Here is a 15,379-nt window from a genome sequence, read left to right on the forward strand (position 1 = left end):
CCGCCTTCGCTCTTCGAGCTACGGCGGACAAGTCGCTTTTCCCACCCTACGACACGGCGAATGAGGCGCGGCTTTCCCGTCTCACACCGGCAGCCCTCACTTCCCCGCCACGAAATAAAAATCCTCGCGTCCCGGCGGCGAGCCGTATGAAAACGGCTGCTGCTCGTGCTTGGTGGCGGACCAGACGTCATCGCGGACGATGTCGAACAGTTTCCGGATCTCGACCTTCGGCACCTTGATCTCGCGGGCGAGCGCGGTGGCGAAGGGGCTGTCGGCGCCGCCATCACCGTCCAGCGCGGTCTCGCCGTGCTTGGCGGCGTAGACCACCATGAAGCCGGCGCCGGGCTCGATGTTGGAAAAGCCCTTGTCCACCAGCTTGAGCGACAGCGTGCGCTGCATGGCCGGCGCAAAGGGATTGTCGCGGCAGGCATCCAGCATCACCAGACGCACTTTTCTCGCAGCGCCCACCGCTGCGATCACCTGCTCCAGCGCGACCGCCTGGGTCTCGGCGTCCCTGTCGGCGGCAAGCTTGGCGTCAACAGGGACGAGATAGTTGACGCCGCCGATCTCGAAACCGTGGCCGGCGTAATAGACCACCGCCCAATCCGCATTCTCCGCTTCGGTGGCAAACGTCTGCAGCGCCTCGAAGAACTTGTCGCGGGAGAGGTCGCTGACGGAGATCACGGTCTGGAAGCCGACATCGCGCAGCACGTTTGCAATCATTTTCGCGTCGCGCGGCGGATTGGGCAAGGCGTGGACGTTCTTGTAGGCGCCGTTGCCGATCACGAGCGCCACGCGGCGCCCGGTGGACCCGGCCGGCGCCTGCGGGGTCAGTGCGGCCAGGCGCTCCTGCGCGATGGCGCGGGCGCGCGCGACGTCGGGCTCGTCGAACCTCGTCAGCGAATAGGCCGCCGCGCGGTAGTCGGCGCGGGCCTGGGCGAGATCCTTCCTGCGCTCGTAGATCTGGCCGCGGCCGGAATGGGCGCGCACACTGTTCGGATTGAGCTGGATGACCGTGTTGTAGTCCTTCAGCGCGGCGTCGAGGTCGCCCTTCATCACGTTGACCTCGGCGCGATTGTTGATCGCGAAGGTATTCCTGGGCTGCTTCTGGATCAGGCCGTCGCAGTCGGCGAAAGCCTGGTCGTACTTGCCCATCATGCCGTAGGTGATGCAGCGGTTGCCGGCGATCTGCGGCGCGGCCGGGTCGATCTTCTCGGCTGCCGCAAAGTCGGCAATCGCGCCGTCGAAATCCTTGTTCAGCGTGCGCATGCGGGCACGATTGGTCCAGCCGAGCAGGAACGTCGGCGTGTATTTGATCGACAGGTTGAAGTCGTCGAGCGCGCTTTGCAGCGCGCCCCGGCGCAGATGGATGGTGCCGCGATTGTTGTAGGCATAGCCGAAATTCGCGCGCTTCTGGATGGCGAGATTGTAGTCGGCCATGGCGAGATCGTCCTCGCCCTTGCGCTCATGGGAGAGCCCGCGCAGGTTGATGGCGCCGACATTGTCCGGATCGAGATCGATGGCGGACGACAACGCCTCGATGGCGCGGTCATAGTCGCGCTTGTTGATCAGCGCATTGCCACGCACGACGAGCGCGAGCGACTTGTCCTTGCCGCCGAGCTTATCGGCCTTCAACAAATTGTCGCAGGCCGTCGCGCGGACCTGGGCCTCCGCCTGGCGGTCGCGACAGGTGGCGAGGTCCTCGCCGGCTTGCGGCTCGGCCGCGGCGATCGCGGCATTTGAGATCATGATGGCGAGGGTCAGGGGAATGACACGCAGCATGTTGTCAGGTCAGCTCCAGCCACCACATGATTGAGTCGAGCGCGATCGCGCGCGTTCATCTAGCCCGGAGTTCCCGGCCTCGCCAAGCCGCGCCGTCTGAGGCTATTTTTCACAGACTCGTGTCCGTTTCCCCGTAACAATCGCCGTCTGCGCCCGTATCTCAGATGTCCGAAAACGCGGCCAAACAGGCTGTTCGCCCGTCCCCGGCCGCCCTACACTGTCAGACCTTCCGAAGAGGATCGCCATGCGCCGCACCGCCCTCGCCTCGCTGCTCGCCGCCACCACCGCACTGACGCTGGCCTTCGCCGTGCCGTCCAGGGCCGCGGAGGATGCCGTCGTGATCCCCGCGCCCACCGTGGATGCGTCGCCCGCAACCGGGATCCAGACCGCCGTCATCGCCGGCGGCTGCTTCTGGGGCGTCCAGGGCGTCTTCCAGCACACCGCCGGCGTCGTCAACGCAGTCTCCGGCTATGCCGGCGGCACCAAGGCGACGGCCGATTACCAGACGGTCTCGAGCGGCCGGACCGGCCATGCCGAGTCGGTCGAGATCAAGTTCGACCCGAAGAAGATCTCCTACGGCAAGATCCTCCAGATCTACTTCTCGGTGGCCCACGACCCGACCCAGCTCAACCGCCAGGGCCCCGACTCCGGCACGCAATATCGCTCTGCGATCTTCACCACCTCCGACGAGCAGAAGAAGGTGGCGGACGCCTATATCGCCCAGCTCAACGGCGCCAAGGTATTCAGCAAGCCGATCGTGACCAAGGTCGGCGCGCTGGAAGCGTTCTACCCGGCGGAGGCCTATCACCAGGACTATCTGACGCTGCACCCGAACCAGCCCTACATCGCCTACAACGACATTCCGAAGGTCGAGAACCTGAAAAAGCTGTTCGCGGATAACTACATTGAAAAGCCGACGCTGGTGAGCGCCAGCAAGGCCACCAACTGATCGCAAGATCACCGAAAACAAGTTCACCAAACAAACGGGAGACCCATGCCCGACACCAAGACGAAAACCACCGACGACAAGGTCATCAAGAGCGAAGAGCAGTGGCGCAGCGAATTGTCGCCGATGCAGTACGCGGTGCTGCGCGAGAAGGCGACCGAGCGTCCCTTCTCCGGCGAATATGAGCACGACCACCGCGCCGGCACCTATGTCTGCGCCGGCTGCGGCAATGTGCTGTTCGAGTCCGATGCCAAGTTCGATTCCGGCTGCGGGTGGCCGAGCTTCACCCAGCCCGCGGTCGATAGCCATGTCGACGAGGAGCACGATGCCAGCCACGGCATGGTCCGCACCGAGGTGCTGTGCTCCAAGTGCAGCGGCCATCTCGGCCACGTCTTCCCCGACGGCCCCGGCCCGACCGGCCTGCGCTACTGCATCAACTCGGCCGCGCTGAAGCTCGAGCCCAAATAACATTGCGCGCCGCCCGGTTCCGTCATGGAACCCGGCGGCGCGATGTGCTTTTCTCTTCTGGCGGTGCGGCCGATGCGCGCAATCCGGCAGCCGCCAGGGAGGATGCCATGACGCTTGGGACCATCCTGATCATCCTGGTGATCATCTATCTGCTGGGCGGCATGTCCGGCCGGTTCGGTGGTTACGGCTATGGCATGGGCCATTCCGGCATGGGGATCGGCGGCGTCGTGCTGGTGGTCCTGGTCGTGCTGCTGCTGCTTGGCAAACTGTAAACCATCTAACATATTGAAATTATTTGGTTTACGGCGCTCGCGGAGCTGCCATGCGCGGATTCATCATCTCCCATCGCGGGGGTCGCATTTCTGTCAAAACAGCCTATATTAGAGGGCGAAAATGACATGTGCGGCGGGCCCACTCGATGGTGGCCCCTGCCTTTCAAAACCCCACGCGCTTAAAGCCCCAGACAAGATCACGAGGTCTTTGACCATGCGTCCACTGCGTCCGTTCAACTTCAACACTTCTGCCGAGCTCTTCCCCGCCGCGATCCGCAAGAAGAAGCGTGCAGGCTTCACCTATCGCCGGTTCGGCACCGCGGCCGAAGCCGTGCAGTTCGCGATGGAGCAGTTGCCGACGGATTCGCTGAACGGCGCCTATCTTCAGGTCGAGGAAGCGCGCTTCGACCAGAACGGCATCCGCTCGCTCTATGAGAGCGAAGCTTTCCCGCTGCCCCGCCGTCCCCGGCCGGCGCCGGCCCCCGAGACTGACGCCGACGCGGCGTAAGTTTTCGCTCAACCCGATTTGCGTTGAAAGCGCGATGGCCGAAAGGCCGTCGCGCTTTTTGCTTTTTGGAAGCTATGTCTTCTCCCTCTCCCCGCAAGCCGGGAGAGGCGAAGAAAGAAGCGCCACGCTAAATCCGTGGCTGCTTGTCGAGCCAGCGGCGCAGCAGGCGGACATTGCGCATGTTGGCGCGGAACATGACGTCGAAGGCATCGCCCGCGAACGGCACCATGCCGACCACGCCGTCGACCGCGACATTGCCGAGCATGCGCGCGGTGAGATACCACGGCGCGCCCAGCGCGCGGGCCTCGCGCACCAGCCACAGCGAGATCGCGGTGGTGATGATGTCGCCGACGATCGGGATCAGCCCGATCAGGCCGTCGATGCCATAGCGGATATTCGTGCCGGGCAGGATGAAGGCGACATCGAGCAGCTTTGCGATCGCCTCGATCCGCGCCACCCGCTGTTCCCGCGTCAGATCGCCGAACGGGTTTCCCTGGCCGAACTCGAAGCGAAACTCGCGAAACCCCTGCTCCAGTGTTTCGGGACGGATCTCATGGCCGTCCTGGTCGATGATCGGCCCGCGCGCTTCGGTGCCCGAAAAACTCCCGCGCGCGCGGGACCCGGAACGGGGTCTGAGCGGAGCAAGAATATCGTCGTCGGACATGGTCATGGCCTTTGGAGAACGCACTGGTGTGGCGGAAGTTGCCGCGCCGCGCCCGAACGTCGCGCGTTCAGGTCTAAGCCGCAGCCGGCTGCGGCTCCTCGACATATCTATGCACGAGCCAGGATGAAAGCACCGCCGGCACGAATCCGACGAGGCCGTACAGGATGAATTGCACCGTGCCCGAATCCGGCCCGCGCGAGCTGTAGGTCAGCGACGCCAGCACGAAGGCGAACAGGCCGACCAGGATCATCCGCAGCACCGGGCCGATCCGGCGGACATGGATCAGGATGTCGTCGACCGCACCGATCATCAGCGAGGGCAGGAAGCCGAACAGATAGCTGTATTGCAGCGATTTGAAGAACACCGCGAACAGCTTTCCGACCTCGCCGAGATTGGTCTGGGCCCAATAACCGGACTGATAGGTCGTCGTCAGCAGCAGCAGGAACCCGCCGACGAACGGACCGACCAGCGCAAACACCAGATAGCGTTTCATCAAGTATCCTCATCCTTCGCCGCTGTTATAGCAGCGACGCGGGAACCTTGAATAGCGGGGCGCCGGCCCGTCCGGACGGGAACAAGCGGCAAGGCGACGAGTTCAGACAGGACTGAAATTCATACCTGCAGTCAGATTGGAGTTTGTCGATGTCCCGGAAATCCGTCCTTATGGCGACGCTCGCCCTGACAGCCCTGAGCGGCATGTCGATCACGCCTGCTCTCGCGCAGGGCCACATGGGTACGCCGCAGGAGCAGAACGCCTGCTCGCGTGACGCCTCGCGGTTCTGCCGGAAGGACCTCGGCAATGACGGCGCTGTGCAGGCGTGCCTGCAGGCCAACCGGGCCAAGCTGTCGAAGTCCTGCAGCAAGGTGTTTCAGAGCCACGGCATGTAAGGCCGGGAACGATCCCCGGCGCACGGAGAGTGAAGCCATGTTGCGCGAGGAACAGCTCTCGATCCTGCGGGACATCAGCCAGTCGGTCGCCTTTGCCGACGACCGGCACGGCAAGATCGGCGAGCTGATCGCCGACGGCTACGTGATGAAGGACGGCGATCTGTTCGAGCTCACTGCGAAAGGCGTCACGGCCGTCGAGGAACACCCCGCAGCATCAGGCGCGAGCGATGCGGAAGAAGCGAACGCGTCGTCCGATCGGTTGATCTGATCTCGCGCCGCATGCTGCGTGACGGACACGCAACAATTGCGAATTCATTCGAGCGGACCATTGCAGCCCTGTGACAATCGCGCATACTCGAATCGGGCGGCGCAGCACTTTTCGATTCGAACACCACGAGAGATCGAGCGACCACATGCGGGACCAAAGTTCCCGGCGTGAAGGCTGTGACATGCGGCAGATCAAGCCGCGTGCGGCGCCCCAAAACCAAGTGGTTCAAACCACGGAACTCGGGGACGCATTCGTCATGACACACTACACGACCATCGTTTCGCTCTTCGCTTTCGCAACCACCGCCATCGTACTCCAGACATCGCCCGCACTCGCCTTCTCGTCCGAAGCACAGCAGATGTGCACAGGTGATGCGATGCGGCTGTGCTCCAGTGAGATTCCCGACATCTCGCGCGTCAGGGCCTGCATGGTGCAGAAGAAGGCGCAGGTCAGCCCCGGCTGCCGCGCCGTGATGGACCGCGAGCACGCGGCCGCGCGCAAGCGGGAGGCCGCGGCGCAATAGGTCGATTCAATCCCGATCGGATCGCTTGAGAGTTCGATTCACCTCTCTCGTCGGGAGAGGTGAAGATCGGTCACGCGCCGGCCCTAGAGCCTTTCCCGTTCCGATGGAATCGGAACGGGGCTCTAGATTCTTGTTTTGACGCGTTTTCTTGACGCGAACCGGTATCCACTTCGCTCGAAAACGCTCTAGTCGCCCCACTGCGCGAACGCATCGTTGAAGGCGCGCTCGCCGGGTGCGCCCTTCTCGATGGCGATGATGGCGCGGCGCTGGTTGGCGTAGACCAGCGGCACGTCGAACCATGAGCGCTCTTTCAGGAGCTGGACGTTACGGGCGCGGTCGGCGTCGACATTGGAGAGGCCGACCAGGAAGAAGCCGTCGGTGACCTTGACCGCGAGACCCGCGAGCGGCGTGCCGCGCGCCTGCTCGTTCGACTTCATCAGGATGCCCGGCACGTTGGAGATGCTGCCGCCCGGAAAGTCCGGCGGCAGGATGAAGGTCAATTCCGCGGTGTGGCTCGCCGGCAGCGACGAGTCGGTGTTGCGGCGGAACGACATCGTCATCTTGAACTTGCGGTCGGGGATCTCGATGTCGGCGCGCACGGCGACGTCGGCCTTCTGGTTGCCCGAGGCCTTGATCGGCTCGAGCCGCCACACCACCGAGCCGACATATTGCTTGCCCTTCGGGTCGGACGGATCCTCGTCATAGAGCACGACCTTCTGCGCCACCGGCGCGACCGGCTGGTCGCTGGCCGAAGGCTGGCCGACGCGATCCGGAATCTTGGGCTTGCTCTGCGGCTGGGCCGGATCCTTCGGCGCCTCCACCACCTGGGTCGGCGAGGACTTGAACAGACCGCTCACCGTCTGGATCAGCGGCTTGCCCCAGAGGATGCCGGCGCCGACCAGGATGAGCACGATGCCGACGGCGATCGCGCTCTTGAACGGGAAGGCGGAGCCGGTGCGGGCGCGCTTCTTGGCTTCGCGCTCGGGCGCGACGCGCGGACGCGACGATGGCGGCTGCGGCGTGTAGCGCTCGGCCTCCTCGATCGACTCGTCGTAGGAATAGGGCGCGTCCTGCTCGCCGGCGCGGTTTTCCAGGCTCGGCTCCAGCCGGTCGAACTCCGGCGACGGCGAGGGCACATTGGCGTAGGTGCGACGCGCGGCGCGGTTGGCCTGCGCGGCAGCGCCGCCGAGGTCGTTCACGTCGGCGGTGATGTCGCGAAAACCGCGTACGCCCGGTGCCGGCGGCTGAGGCGGTGGCGGCCCGATGTCGGGCGGACGGCGCCCGGGCGGGCGATCACGTCCGGCCGGCGGAGCAGCCGGCGGCTCCGGCATCGGCGGCGCTGCCGGGGGACCCGGCTGGCGCGGTGCGTCGAAACGCGGGGCCCGCGGCGCACGCGGGGCGTCGCCCTGGTCATCGACATTGAAGGACGGTCGGTCGGCACGCGGCGGCGGTGGAGCCGGACGGGTGCGTGGAGCGGCCGGCTGAGACGGCGGCGGGTTGCCCTCGGCGGCGCGGGTGCTGGCCCGGCGGAAGGCGTCCCCGCTGCCGCCGCTGCGGGCGCCGCCACCGGGACCGGGGCGCGAGGCCTCCCGGGCGCGCTGGGCGGCCTCCGATTCGACCTTGCGGACGGCCTCTTCCAGCGACAGCCGTTCGCGGGTGATCTCGGATTCGGAGAGCGGCGGCTGCACGCTGCGGAGCTGCGCGATCAGGGCCGTGCGCGCGCGCTCATAGAGCGCGCGACGGCTTTCGCCGGGAGCGTTGGGGTCCAGGGCGGAAATAGCGCGGGCGATCAGCGGATAGTAATCAGCCATTTCAACTCAACTAGCGCACGTCCCGGTAAGATATCGTTAAGCCTCAAACGGATTTTGCACCAGAATAGTATCCTCGCGTTCCGGGCTGGTGGAAAGCAGTGCGACCGGGCACCCCACCAATTCCTCGATCCGGCGGACATATTTGATGGCCTGGGCCGGCAGGTCCGCCCAGGAGCGGGCATTGGCGGTCGGCTCCTTCCAGCCCTCGATGGTCTCGTAGATCGGCTCGACCCGGGCCTGGGCGCCCTCGCCGGCCGGGAAGTGGTCGATCTCCTTGCCGTCGAGCTTGTAGCCGGTGCAGACCTCGATCGTGTCGAAGCCGTCGAGGATGTCGAGCTTGGTCAGCGCCAGGCCGTTGATGCCGCAGGTCCGGACCGCCTGGCGGACCAGCACGGCGTCGAACCAGCCGCAGCGGCGCGGACGGCCGGTGTTGGTGCCGAACTCGCGGCCACGCTCGCCGATCTTGCGGCCGGTCTCGTTGTCCTGCTCGGTCGGGAACGGGCCCTGGCCGACCCGGGTCGTATAGGCCTTGCACAGGCCGAGCACATAGCCGACCGCACCGGGGCCGAGGCCCGAGCCGGTCGCGGCCTGCGCCGCCACCGTGTTGGACGAGGTGACGTAGGGATAGGTGCCGTGGTCGACGTCGAGCAGCGCGCCTTGTGCGCCCTCGAACAGCATGCGCTTGCCTTCGCGCCGCTTGATGTCGAGCAGCCGCCACACCGTCTCGGCATAAGGCAGCAGCTCCGGCGCCAGCGCGGTCAATTCCTTCAGGATCACCTTGCCGTCGAACTCCGGCAGGTTGAGGCCGCGGCGCAGCGCATTGTGATGCGCCAGCAGCCGGTCGATCTTGTGCGGGAGGGTGTCGAGATCGGCGAGGTCCATCAGGCGGATGGCGCGGCGGCCGACCTTGTCTTCATAGGCAGGTCCGATGCCACGGCGGGTGGTGCCGATCGCGGTTGCCGCATTGGCGGATTCGCGGTGCGCGTCGAGCTCACGGTGCAGCGGCAGGATCAGGGTGACGTTCTCGGCGACGCGAAGATTGTCCGGCGAGATCGCGACGCCCTGCGAGCGCAGCTTGGTGACCTCGTCGAGGAAGGCCTGCGGATCGAACACCACGCCGTTGCCGATCACCGACAGCTTCTGGTCGCGCAGCACACCGGAGGGCAGCAGCGCGAGCTTGTAGGTCTTGCCGTTGATGACGAGCGTGTGGCCGGCGTTATGACCGCCCTGGAAGCGGACGACGATGTCCGCCTGCTCCGACAACCAGTCGACGATCTTGCCCTTCCCTTCGTCGCCCCACTGGGCTCCGACGACGACAACGTTGGCCATTCGCGGGTAATCCTCTGAAGATTTTAGATGCGCCAGCCCAGCTGACGGCCGGAGCCGTTCGCACGCGAGGCAGCCAACCGGATAAAGGAAGCAGCCTCTCTAGGCAAGCAAGAACGGGGCTTTTTCGGGGCTCAAGACGCACTTTAACCCTTTGATATCCCCGTAAAATCCAGAAGCCTTCCATGGCCATTTCGTAAGCTTCGGCCAAAGCGCGAGGCTGATCCGCCGCTGCATGGTCGCGATGCGTCCGCCCCCCGTTGATGCCACTTCGATTTCCGTGTCTTTGGGCATGCCGGGCTATCAGCCGGCCCGAGCTTGCCGGGCCGGTGCCTCGGCGTACTCCACGCGGGGGCCATAACAACCACAATGTCCGCCACCGGCCAGACCACGAGCACCGAATCATCCAGTCACGGCTGGATCGCCAACCAGCCATATCTCCTGCTCAGCATCACCGCGATGTGCTGGGCCGGCAACGCCATTGTCGGGCGGCTGGCCGCCGGCCACATCCCGCCGGTGACGCTGTCGTTCCTGCGCTGGACCTTCGCCTTCCTGCTGGTGCTGCCGTTCGCCTGGAAACATCTCGCCCAGGACTGGCCCGCGATCCGCAGCAGGCTCGGCCTGATGATCGTGCTGTCGATCACCGGCATCGGCGCCTTCAACACGCTGCAATATTGGGCGCTGGAACATACCCAGGCACTCAACACGCTGCTGCTCCAGTCGGCCGCGCCGCTGGTCGTGGCACTGTGGTCGCTGGCGATCCTCGGCGTCCGCCTCACCGCGGCACAGGCGTTCGGCGTGGCCCTCTCGATGTGCGGCGTGCTGACGATCCTGCTGCACGGCGATTTCACCACGCTGTCGAACATCGCGTTCAACAAGGGCGACCTCATCTTCATCGTCGCGCTGATCATCTTCGCGCTGTATTCGGTGCTGACCCTGAAGCGGCCGCCGATGCACGGCCTGTCGTTCCTCGCCTTCACCTTCGGCGCCGGCGCCGCCTGTCTCATCCCGCTCGAGATCTGGGAATTGTCCGCGCGTCCGGTGATGAAGCTCGACGGGCCGAACCTGCTGACGCTGTTCTATGTCGCGGTGTTCCCGTCGACGCTCGCCTATCTCTGCTTCAATCGCGGCGTGCGCCTGATCGGCGCCAACCGCGCCGCGCCGTTCTTCCACGTCGTGCCGGTGTTCGGCTCGATCATGGCGATGGCGTTCCTCGGCGAACACCCGCAGGCGTTCCACTTCATCGGCTTCGCGCTGGTGCTGGCCGGCGTATTCGTGGCGTCGCGGAAGCAGGCGACGTAGCTTCTTCCTTCTCCCCTTGTGGGAGAAGGTGGCGCGAAGCGCCGGATGAGGGGTTGCTCCCGCAGACTCAAATCGAGAGGCGGACTCGCGGAGAGAGACCCCTCACCCGTCTCGCCGCTGTCGCGGCGAGCCACCCTCTCCCACAAGGGGAGAGGGGAAGAGCTTGCCGCGCGACAGCGCTACTTCATCCTGAACTTGCTGTACGCTTCGTTCGTCGCGATGATCACGTGCTCGGCGCAGCCGTTGACGCGATGCGGATCGGCCTGCGTCTCGTAGGCCTCCGACGTCATCATGTCGATGAAAGCCGTAACCGTCGGGTAATAGACCAGCGCGACGAAATCCCAGCCGTTGCCATCGTGCGGGCCGAGCGCGACCGCCTTGGCTTCGCCGGTCCACAGCAGCGTGCCGCCGCGCGCCCTGATCATGGGCACTGTGATCGCACTGTAACGAAGATATGCGTCCCAGCCCGAACCGTCGCCGTCGCGCGAGCGCTGGTGAAAACGCATCAGGTTCAGCATCACCACCGGCGCATTTGCATCGAGCCGCTCCAGGCCCTCGATGTTCAACATATTAACCGCCAATGACACCTCCTCAAGCCATGCCTGCATTGTAGCCTTGCGGCCGCGAGACTTGTGTCACAACAAGAATCCGGCGCAAGGTCGCATCCAACGCCAATGACGATTGCTTCGCCCGCGCCAAAGGCCTCGAATCCGGCCAGTTGGCTCAACAACCAGCCTTACCTGCTGCTCAGCCTGAGCTCGCTGTTCTGGGCGGGCAACATCGTGCTCGCGCGCCATGTCGGCGCGCATGTGCCGCCGCTGACGGTGACCACAATCCGCTGGTTCGGCGTGTTCCTGATCCTGTTGCCGTTCGCCTGGCCGCATCTGAAGCGCGACTGGCCGAATTTGCGCAAAAGCCTGCCGCTGATGCTGTTCCTGTCGCTGGTCGGCTTTGCCTTCAACAACGCGATCTCGTACTGGGCGATGCAATACACGGAGGCGCTGAACGCGCTGCTGATCCAGTCGGCCGGACCGCTGTTCGTGGCGCTGTGGTCGCTGGTGCTGTTCGGCGTGCGGCTGACGGGTGCGCAGCTCGCCGGCATCGCGATCTCGCTTCTCGGCGTGCTGATCATCATCCTGCGCGGCGATCTCGCCGCGCTCGCGAGCATCAGCTTCAACAGGGGCGACATCATGTTCGCCTCTTCGCTGGTGGCGTTCGGGCTCTACTCCGCCTTCATCCCGCGGCGGCCGAAGATCCACCAGCTCTCGTTTCTCTCCTTCACCACCTTCTGTGGCGCGACGATGCTGCTGCCCGCCGCGATCTGGGAAACCCTCAGCGGCCGTGTCCTGCAACTCGACGGGGTGACGCTGGCGACGCTGGGTTATATCCTGATCTTTCCATCGACGCTGGCCTATCTCTTCTTCAACCGCGGCGTGGCGCTGATCGGCCCGAACCGCGCCGCGCCGTTCTTCCATCTGGTCCCGGTGTTCGGCTCGGCGATGGCGATCGTCCTGCTCGGCGAAAAACTCCAGCCGTTTCATTTGATCGGCTATGCGCTCGTGCTCGCCGGCGTCGTGTTCGCCTCGCGACAGGGTTCTGCGGTGAAATAATTCCGCGAGGTGGGCCGCAAACTCCCGTCTTCCGATTTTTGCGAAGAGAAGCTAGGTTCCCCGCCAACGAAAAAGAGGGAACGTCCAGACATGCTGTCATCACTGATCCGCGCTCTGCGCACGGCCGGCGCAGCCGCACTTTGTCTCGCCGCCGCATCCGCCGCGCAGGCCGACAATTATCCGAGCCGCAACATCACGCTGGTGCTGCCGTTCGCAGCCGGCAGCGGCACCGACACCACGACGCGGCTGATCTCGCAGCATTTGTCGCAGGCACTCGGCGTCGGCATCGTGATCGAGAACAAGGCGGGCGCCAACGGCATGATCGCCGCGACCTATGTCGCGCGCGCCGCCCCCGACGGCTACACGCTGCTGGTGACGACCAACACCACGCATTCGGCCAATCCCTACCTGCTCAAGAGCCTGACCTACGATCCCGTCAAGGATTTTACTCCGATCGCGCGGACCGGCGACCTGCCCTTCATGCTGGTGGTTCATCCGGAGGTGCCGGCCAAGACCGTCGGCGAGCTCGTCGCCTACGGCAAGGCCAATCCGGGCAAGCTGAGCTACGCGTCGGGCTCGTCATCGGCGATCGTGTCGGGTGCGACCTTTGCGCACAATGCCGGGCTCGATCTCCTGCACGTGCCCTACAAGAGCTCGCCGCCGGCGCTCAACGACGTCATGGGCGGCCGCGTCTCGATGATGTTCGTCGACATCCTGACCGGCCTGCCCCACGTCAACGGCAACGCGCTGCGCGCGCTCGCCGTCACCACCAAGGACCGCTCGCCGCTGGTGCCGAACCTGCCCTCGATGCAGGAGGCCGGCGTGCCGGATTTCGACATCTCGTCGTGGCAGGGCTATTTCGGCCCCGCCGGCATGCCCAAGGAGATCGTGACCAGACTCAACGCCGAGATCAGGAAGATCGTCGAGAAGCCGGAGATCAAGGCCCAGCTCGCCACGCTCGGCATGGACGCCTTCTCCGGCACGCCGGAGCAGCTCGGCACGTTCGTGAACGAGCAGCTGGTGCTGTGGGAGAAGCTGATCACGAACGCGAAGATCGAGAAGCAGTAGGGGGTCTAGGAAGGTGTCATCGCCCGCCTTGTGCGCAATTGCGCACTGGGGCGGGCGATCCAGTATTCCGAGACGTTGGTGATTGACCCGATGGGCCGCGGCGTACTGGATGCCCCGCCTTCGCGGGGCATGACAGCCGAACAGTTGAAAAAGCAAAAAGGTGGGCACGGCGCTTGCGCGCCTTTGCCCACCCTACGAATTCCGTGCGTTCGGCTTTACGCCGCGCGGACCTTGGCGAGGAAGCCGTCGACCGCGCTGCGCAGCGCGCCGGACTGGCTGTCCAGCTCGCGGGCGTTGGTGAGCACGTCGGTGGCAGCAGAGCCGGTCGCTTCCGCGGCCGAGGTGACGCTGCCGATATTGGCGTTGATCTCGTTCGAGCCGGCCGCGACCGACTGGATGTTGCGGGCGATCTCGCGGGTCGCTTCGCCCTGCTGCTCGATCGAGGCGGAAATGCCGGCAGTGATCTCGCTCATCTCGGCGATGGTCTGGGTGATGCCGGAGATCGCCGTGACCGCGTCGCTGGTCGAGGTCTGCATCGCCGCGACCTGGGCGGAGATTTCCTCGGTCGCCTTCGCGGTCTGGTTCGCCAGCGCCTTGACCTCGGAGGCCACGACCGCGAAGCCCCGGCCGGACTCGCCGGCGCGCGCCGCTTCGATGGTGGCGTTGAGCGCGAGCAGGTTGGTCTGCGCCGCAATCGAGTGGATCAGCTTGACGACCTCGCCGATCTTCTCGGCGCCGGTCGAGAGCACCTGCACGGTGGCGTTGGTGCGCTCGGCATCGCTGACGGCCCGGCTCGCGACTTCGGTCGAACGCGTGACCTGGCGGGAGATTTCCGCAACCGAGCTCGACAATTCTTCGGCGGCCGCGGCAACCGTGCCGACATTGCCGGAGGCTTTTTGCGAGGCGGCGCCGACCGTCGCCGCACGCGACGAGGCGTCGCTGGCCGTCGCGGTCATCGACTGCGCCGTGCTCTGCATGCCGGCGGCGGCCGAGGAGACCGAGCGGACGATGCCATTGACGCTGCGTTCGAAATCGCTGGCGATGCCCTCCATCGCGCTGCGACGTTCCGCCGCGGCACGCTCCTTGGCATCGGCCTCGGTCTTCTCGAGGCCGCGGATGCGGACCGCGTTGTCCTTGAAGATCTGGACGGTCGAGGCCATCGCGCCGACCTCGTCGCCGCGACCAACCCCGGGAATCTCACCCTCGAGCTTGCCGTCGGCGAGATCCTTCATGCGGGCGCCGAGCAGCTCCAGCGGGCGACTGATGCCGCGGCTGATCAGCCAGGCAACGCCGCCGGCGACGATGACGATGCCGAGCATGGCAAGACCTAGCAGCCAGTAGACCGGGCCCATCTTGGCGTCGATGTCGCTGAGATAGGCGCCGGTGCCGAGATACATGTCGAAACCGGGCACCGCGACGGCGTAACCGATCTTGCTGATCGGCGTCTCCTGGCCGGGCTTCACGTAATCATAATAGAGCAGGATCGAGCCGTTGGCCTTGACGCCGTCCATCAGCTCGACGGAGAGCTTGCGGCCGTTGGTCACGACATCCATGCGGTTGGTGCCGATCTGCTTCGGATCGGGCGCGAGCTGGGTGATGCCGTCATAGGACGTGCCGAACAAATAGCCCGAGCCGTTGTCATAGGTCATCGCGTTGCCGTAGCGGCGAAGGTCGGCCAGCGCCGCATCCTTGGTCAGCTCGCCGGCATCGACGCGTTTCTTCAGCGCCGCGGCGTAGTTGCGACCCAGGTCGACGATCGACTTGGCCTGGTCGATGCGCGCATTCACCATCTCGCGCTTCATCAGATAGCCGGCGAGAACACCGGAGAGGCAAAGGCCGAACAGGGTGACGCCGACAAGGATACCGAGCTTGGGGGCGATCTTCAGATTGCTCAACTTCACGGGACAGCTCCGGCAACAATGGGATACGGGCGCGCAAGGGAA

17 protein-coding genes are annotated in these 15,379 nt (G+C 65.2%); 10 read left to right on the forward strand and 7 right to left on the reverse strand.

Annotated elements, in window-relative coordinates; translation table 11 throughout:
* Positions 1-96: 96 nt before the first annotated feature.
* Positions 97-1,782: a caspase family protein gene (locus AB7245_RS37660; RefSeq protein ID WP_354080740.1), complete on the reverse strand. Its 1,686-nt coding sequence runs from the start codon at positions 1,780-1,782 to the stop codon at positions 97-99.
* A 244-nt stretch (positions 1,783-2,026) separates the two neighbouring features.
* Here AB7245_RS37660 and msrA point away from each other — a divergent pair, with 244 nt between their 5' ends.
* The 4 genes from msrA (at position 2,027) to AB7245_RS37680 (ending at position 3,976) form a co-directional block, all read left to right on the forward strand.
* Positions 2,027-2,731 carry a peptide-methionine (S)-S-oxide reductase MsrA gene (msrA, locus tag AB7245_RS37665; RefSeq protein ID WP_063981177.1) on the forward strand — a complete coding sequence of 235 codons (705 nt, stop codon included), beginning with the start codon at positions 2,027-2,029 and terminating at the stop codon, positions 2,729-2,731.
* Between the two features lie 45 nt (positions 2,732-2,776).
* Complete coding sequence (msrB, locus tag AB7245_RS37670; protein ID WP_085398941.1) at positions 2,777-3,196, forward strand: peptide-methionine (R)-S-oxide reductase MsrB; 420 nt, start codon at positions 2,777-2,779, stop codon at positions 3,194-3,196.
* A 107-nt stretch (positions 3,197-3,303) separates the two neighbouring features.
* Positions 3,304-3,468: a DUF3309 family protein gene (locus tag AB7245_RS37675; RefSeq protein ID WP_014492503.1), complete on the forward strand. Its 165-nt coding sequence runs from the start codon at positions 3,304-3,306 to the stop codon at positions 3,466-3,468.
* A gap of 214 nt (positions 3,469-3,682) precedes the next feature.
* Positions 3,683-3,976, forward strand: a complete 294-nt coding sequence (locus AB7245_RS37680) for a hypothetical protein (RefSeq protein WP_063981175.1) — start codon at positions 3,683-3,685, stop codon at positions 3,974-3,976.
* Positions 3,977-4,103: 127 nt separating this feature from the next.
* On the opposite strand, the gene AB7245_RS37685 is transcribed toward AB7245_RS37680, so the two are convergent.
* Positions 4,104-4,646 (reverse strand): DUF4112 domain-containing protein, encoded by a 543-nt coding sequence (locus AB7245_RS37685; protein ID WP_081369133.1) that lies wholly within the window; start codon positions 4,644-4,646, stop codon positions 4,104-4,106.
* A 67-nt stretch (positions 4,647-4,713) separates the two neighbouring features.
* On the reverse strand, positions 4,714-5,133 hold the full coding sequence (locus AB7245_RS37690; protein WP_085398942.1) for a DUF5413 family protein: 420 nt from the start codon (positions 5,131-5,133) through the stop codon (positions 4,714-4,716).
* Between the two features lie 149 nt (positions 5,134-5,282).
* Here AB7245_RS37690 and AB7245_RS37695 point away from each other — a divergent pair, with 149 nt between their 5' ends.
* The 3 genes from AB7245_RS37695 (at position 5,283) to AB7245_RS37705 (ending at position 6,319) form a co-directional block, all read left to right on the forward strand.
* A complete protein-coding gene (locus AB7245_RS37695) occupies positions 5,283-5,528 on the forward strand; it encodes a cysteine rich repeat-containing protein (RefSeq protein ID WP_071909803.1) in 246 nt (81 codons plus the stop codon).
* A 37-nt stretch (positions 5,529-5,565) separates the two neighbouring features.
* Positions 5,566-5,796, forward strand: coding sequence for a hypothetical protein (locus tag AB7245_RS37700; RefSeq protein ID WP_071909802.1), 231 nt, complete (start codon positions 5,566-5,568; stop codon positions 5,794-5,796).
* Between the two features lie 256 nt (positions 5,797-6,052).
* Positions 6,053-6,319, forward strand: a complete 267-nt coding sequence (locus tag AB7245_RS37705) for a hypothetical protein (protein ID WP_245343952.1) — start codon at positions 6,053-6,055, stop codon at positions 6,317-6,319.
* Positions 6,320-6,504: 185 nt separating this feature from the next.
* On the opposite strand, the gene AB7245_RS37710 is transcribed toward AB7245_RS37705, so the two are convergent.
* Positions 6,505-8,130 carry a hypothetical protein gene (locus AB7245_RS37710; RefSeq protein WP_085398943.1) on the reverse strand — a complete coding sequence of 542 codons (1,626 nt, stop codon included), beginning with the start codon at positions 8,128-8,130 and terminating at the stop codon, positions 6,505-6,507.
* A gap of 36 nt (positions 8,131-8,166) precedes the next feature.
* Positions 8,167-9,459, reverse strand: a complete 1,293-nt coding sequence (locus tag AB7245_RS37715; RefSeq protein ID WP_085398944.1) for an adenylosuccinate synthase — start codon at positions 9,457-9,459, stop codon at positions 8,167-8,169.
* A gap of 366 nt (positions 9,460-9,825) precedes the next feature.
* On the opposite strand from AB7245_RS37715, the gene AB7245_RS37720 reads away from it, so the two are divergent.
* Positions 9,826-10,758: a DMT family transporter gene (locus AB7245_RS37720; RefSeq protein ID WP_063981169.1), complete on the forward strand. Its 933-nt coding sequence runs from the start codon at positions 9,826-9,828 to the stop codon at positions 10,756-10,758.
* A 179-nt stretch (positions 10,759-10,937) separates the two neighbouring features.
* Here AB7245_RS37720 and AB7245_RS37725 read toward each other — a convergent pair whose 3' ends face one another.
* A complete protein-coding gene (locus tag AB7245_RS37725) occupies positions 10,938-11,327 on the reverse strand; it encodes a DUF1330 domain-containing protein (RefSeq protein ID WP_201266125.1) in 390 nt (129 codons plus the stop codon).
* Between the two features lie 105 nt (positions 11,328-11,432).
* Here AB7245_RS37725 and AB7245_RS37730 point away from each other — a divergent pair, with 105 nt between their 5' ends.
* The gene (locus AB7245_RS37730; protein ID WP_085398946.1) at positions 11,433-12,368 is read left to right on the forward strand and encodes a DMT family transporter; all 936 of its coding nucleotides are present in this window, start codon (positions 11,433-11,435) and stop codon (positions 12,366-12,368) included.
* A 90-nt stretch (positions 12,369-12,458) separates the two neighbouring features.
* Complete coding sequence (locus AB7245_RS37735; RefSeq protein ID WP_028161006.1) at positions 12,459-13,436, forward strand: Bug family tripartite tricarboxylate transporter substrate binding protein; 978 nt, start codon at positions 12,459-12,461, stop codon at positions 13,434-13,436.
* 215 nt (positions 13,437-13,651) lie between these two features.
* Here the strand turns inward: AB7245_RS37735 and AB7245_RS37740 are convergent, their stop codons facing one another.
* Complete coding sequence (locus AB7245_RS37740) at positions 13,652-15,337, reverse strand: methyl-accepting chemotaxis protein (RefSeq protein ID WP_071909796.1); 1,686 nt, start codon at positions 15,335-15,337, stop codon at positions 13,652-13,654.
* Between the last annotated feature and the right edge of the window lie 42 nt (positions 15,338-15,379).

The organism is Bradyrhizobium sp. 604_D8_N2_3, assembly GCF_051810765.1.
Classification (GTDB): domain Bacteria; phylum Pseudomonadota; class Alphaproteobacteria; order Rhizobiales; family Xanthobacteraceae; genus Bradyrhizobium; species Bradyrhizobium barranii.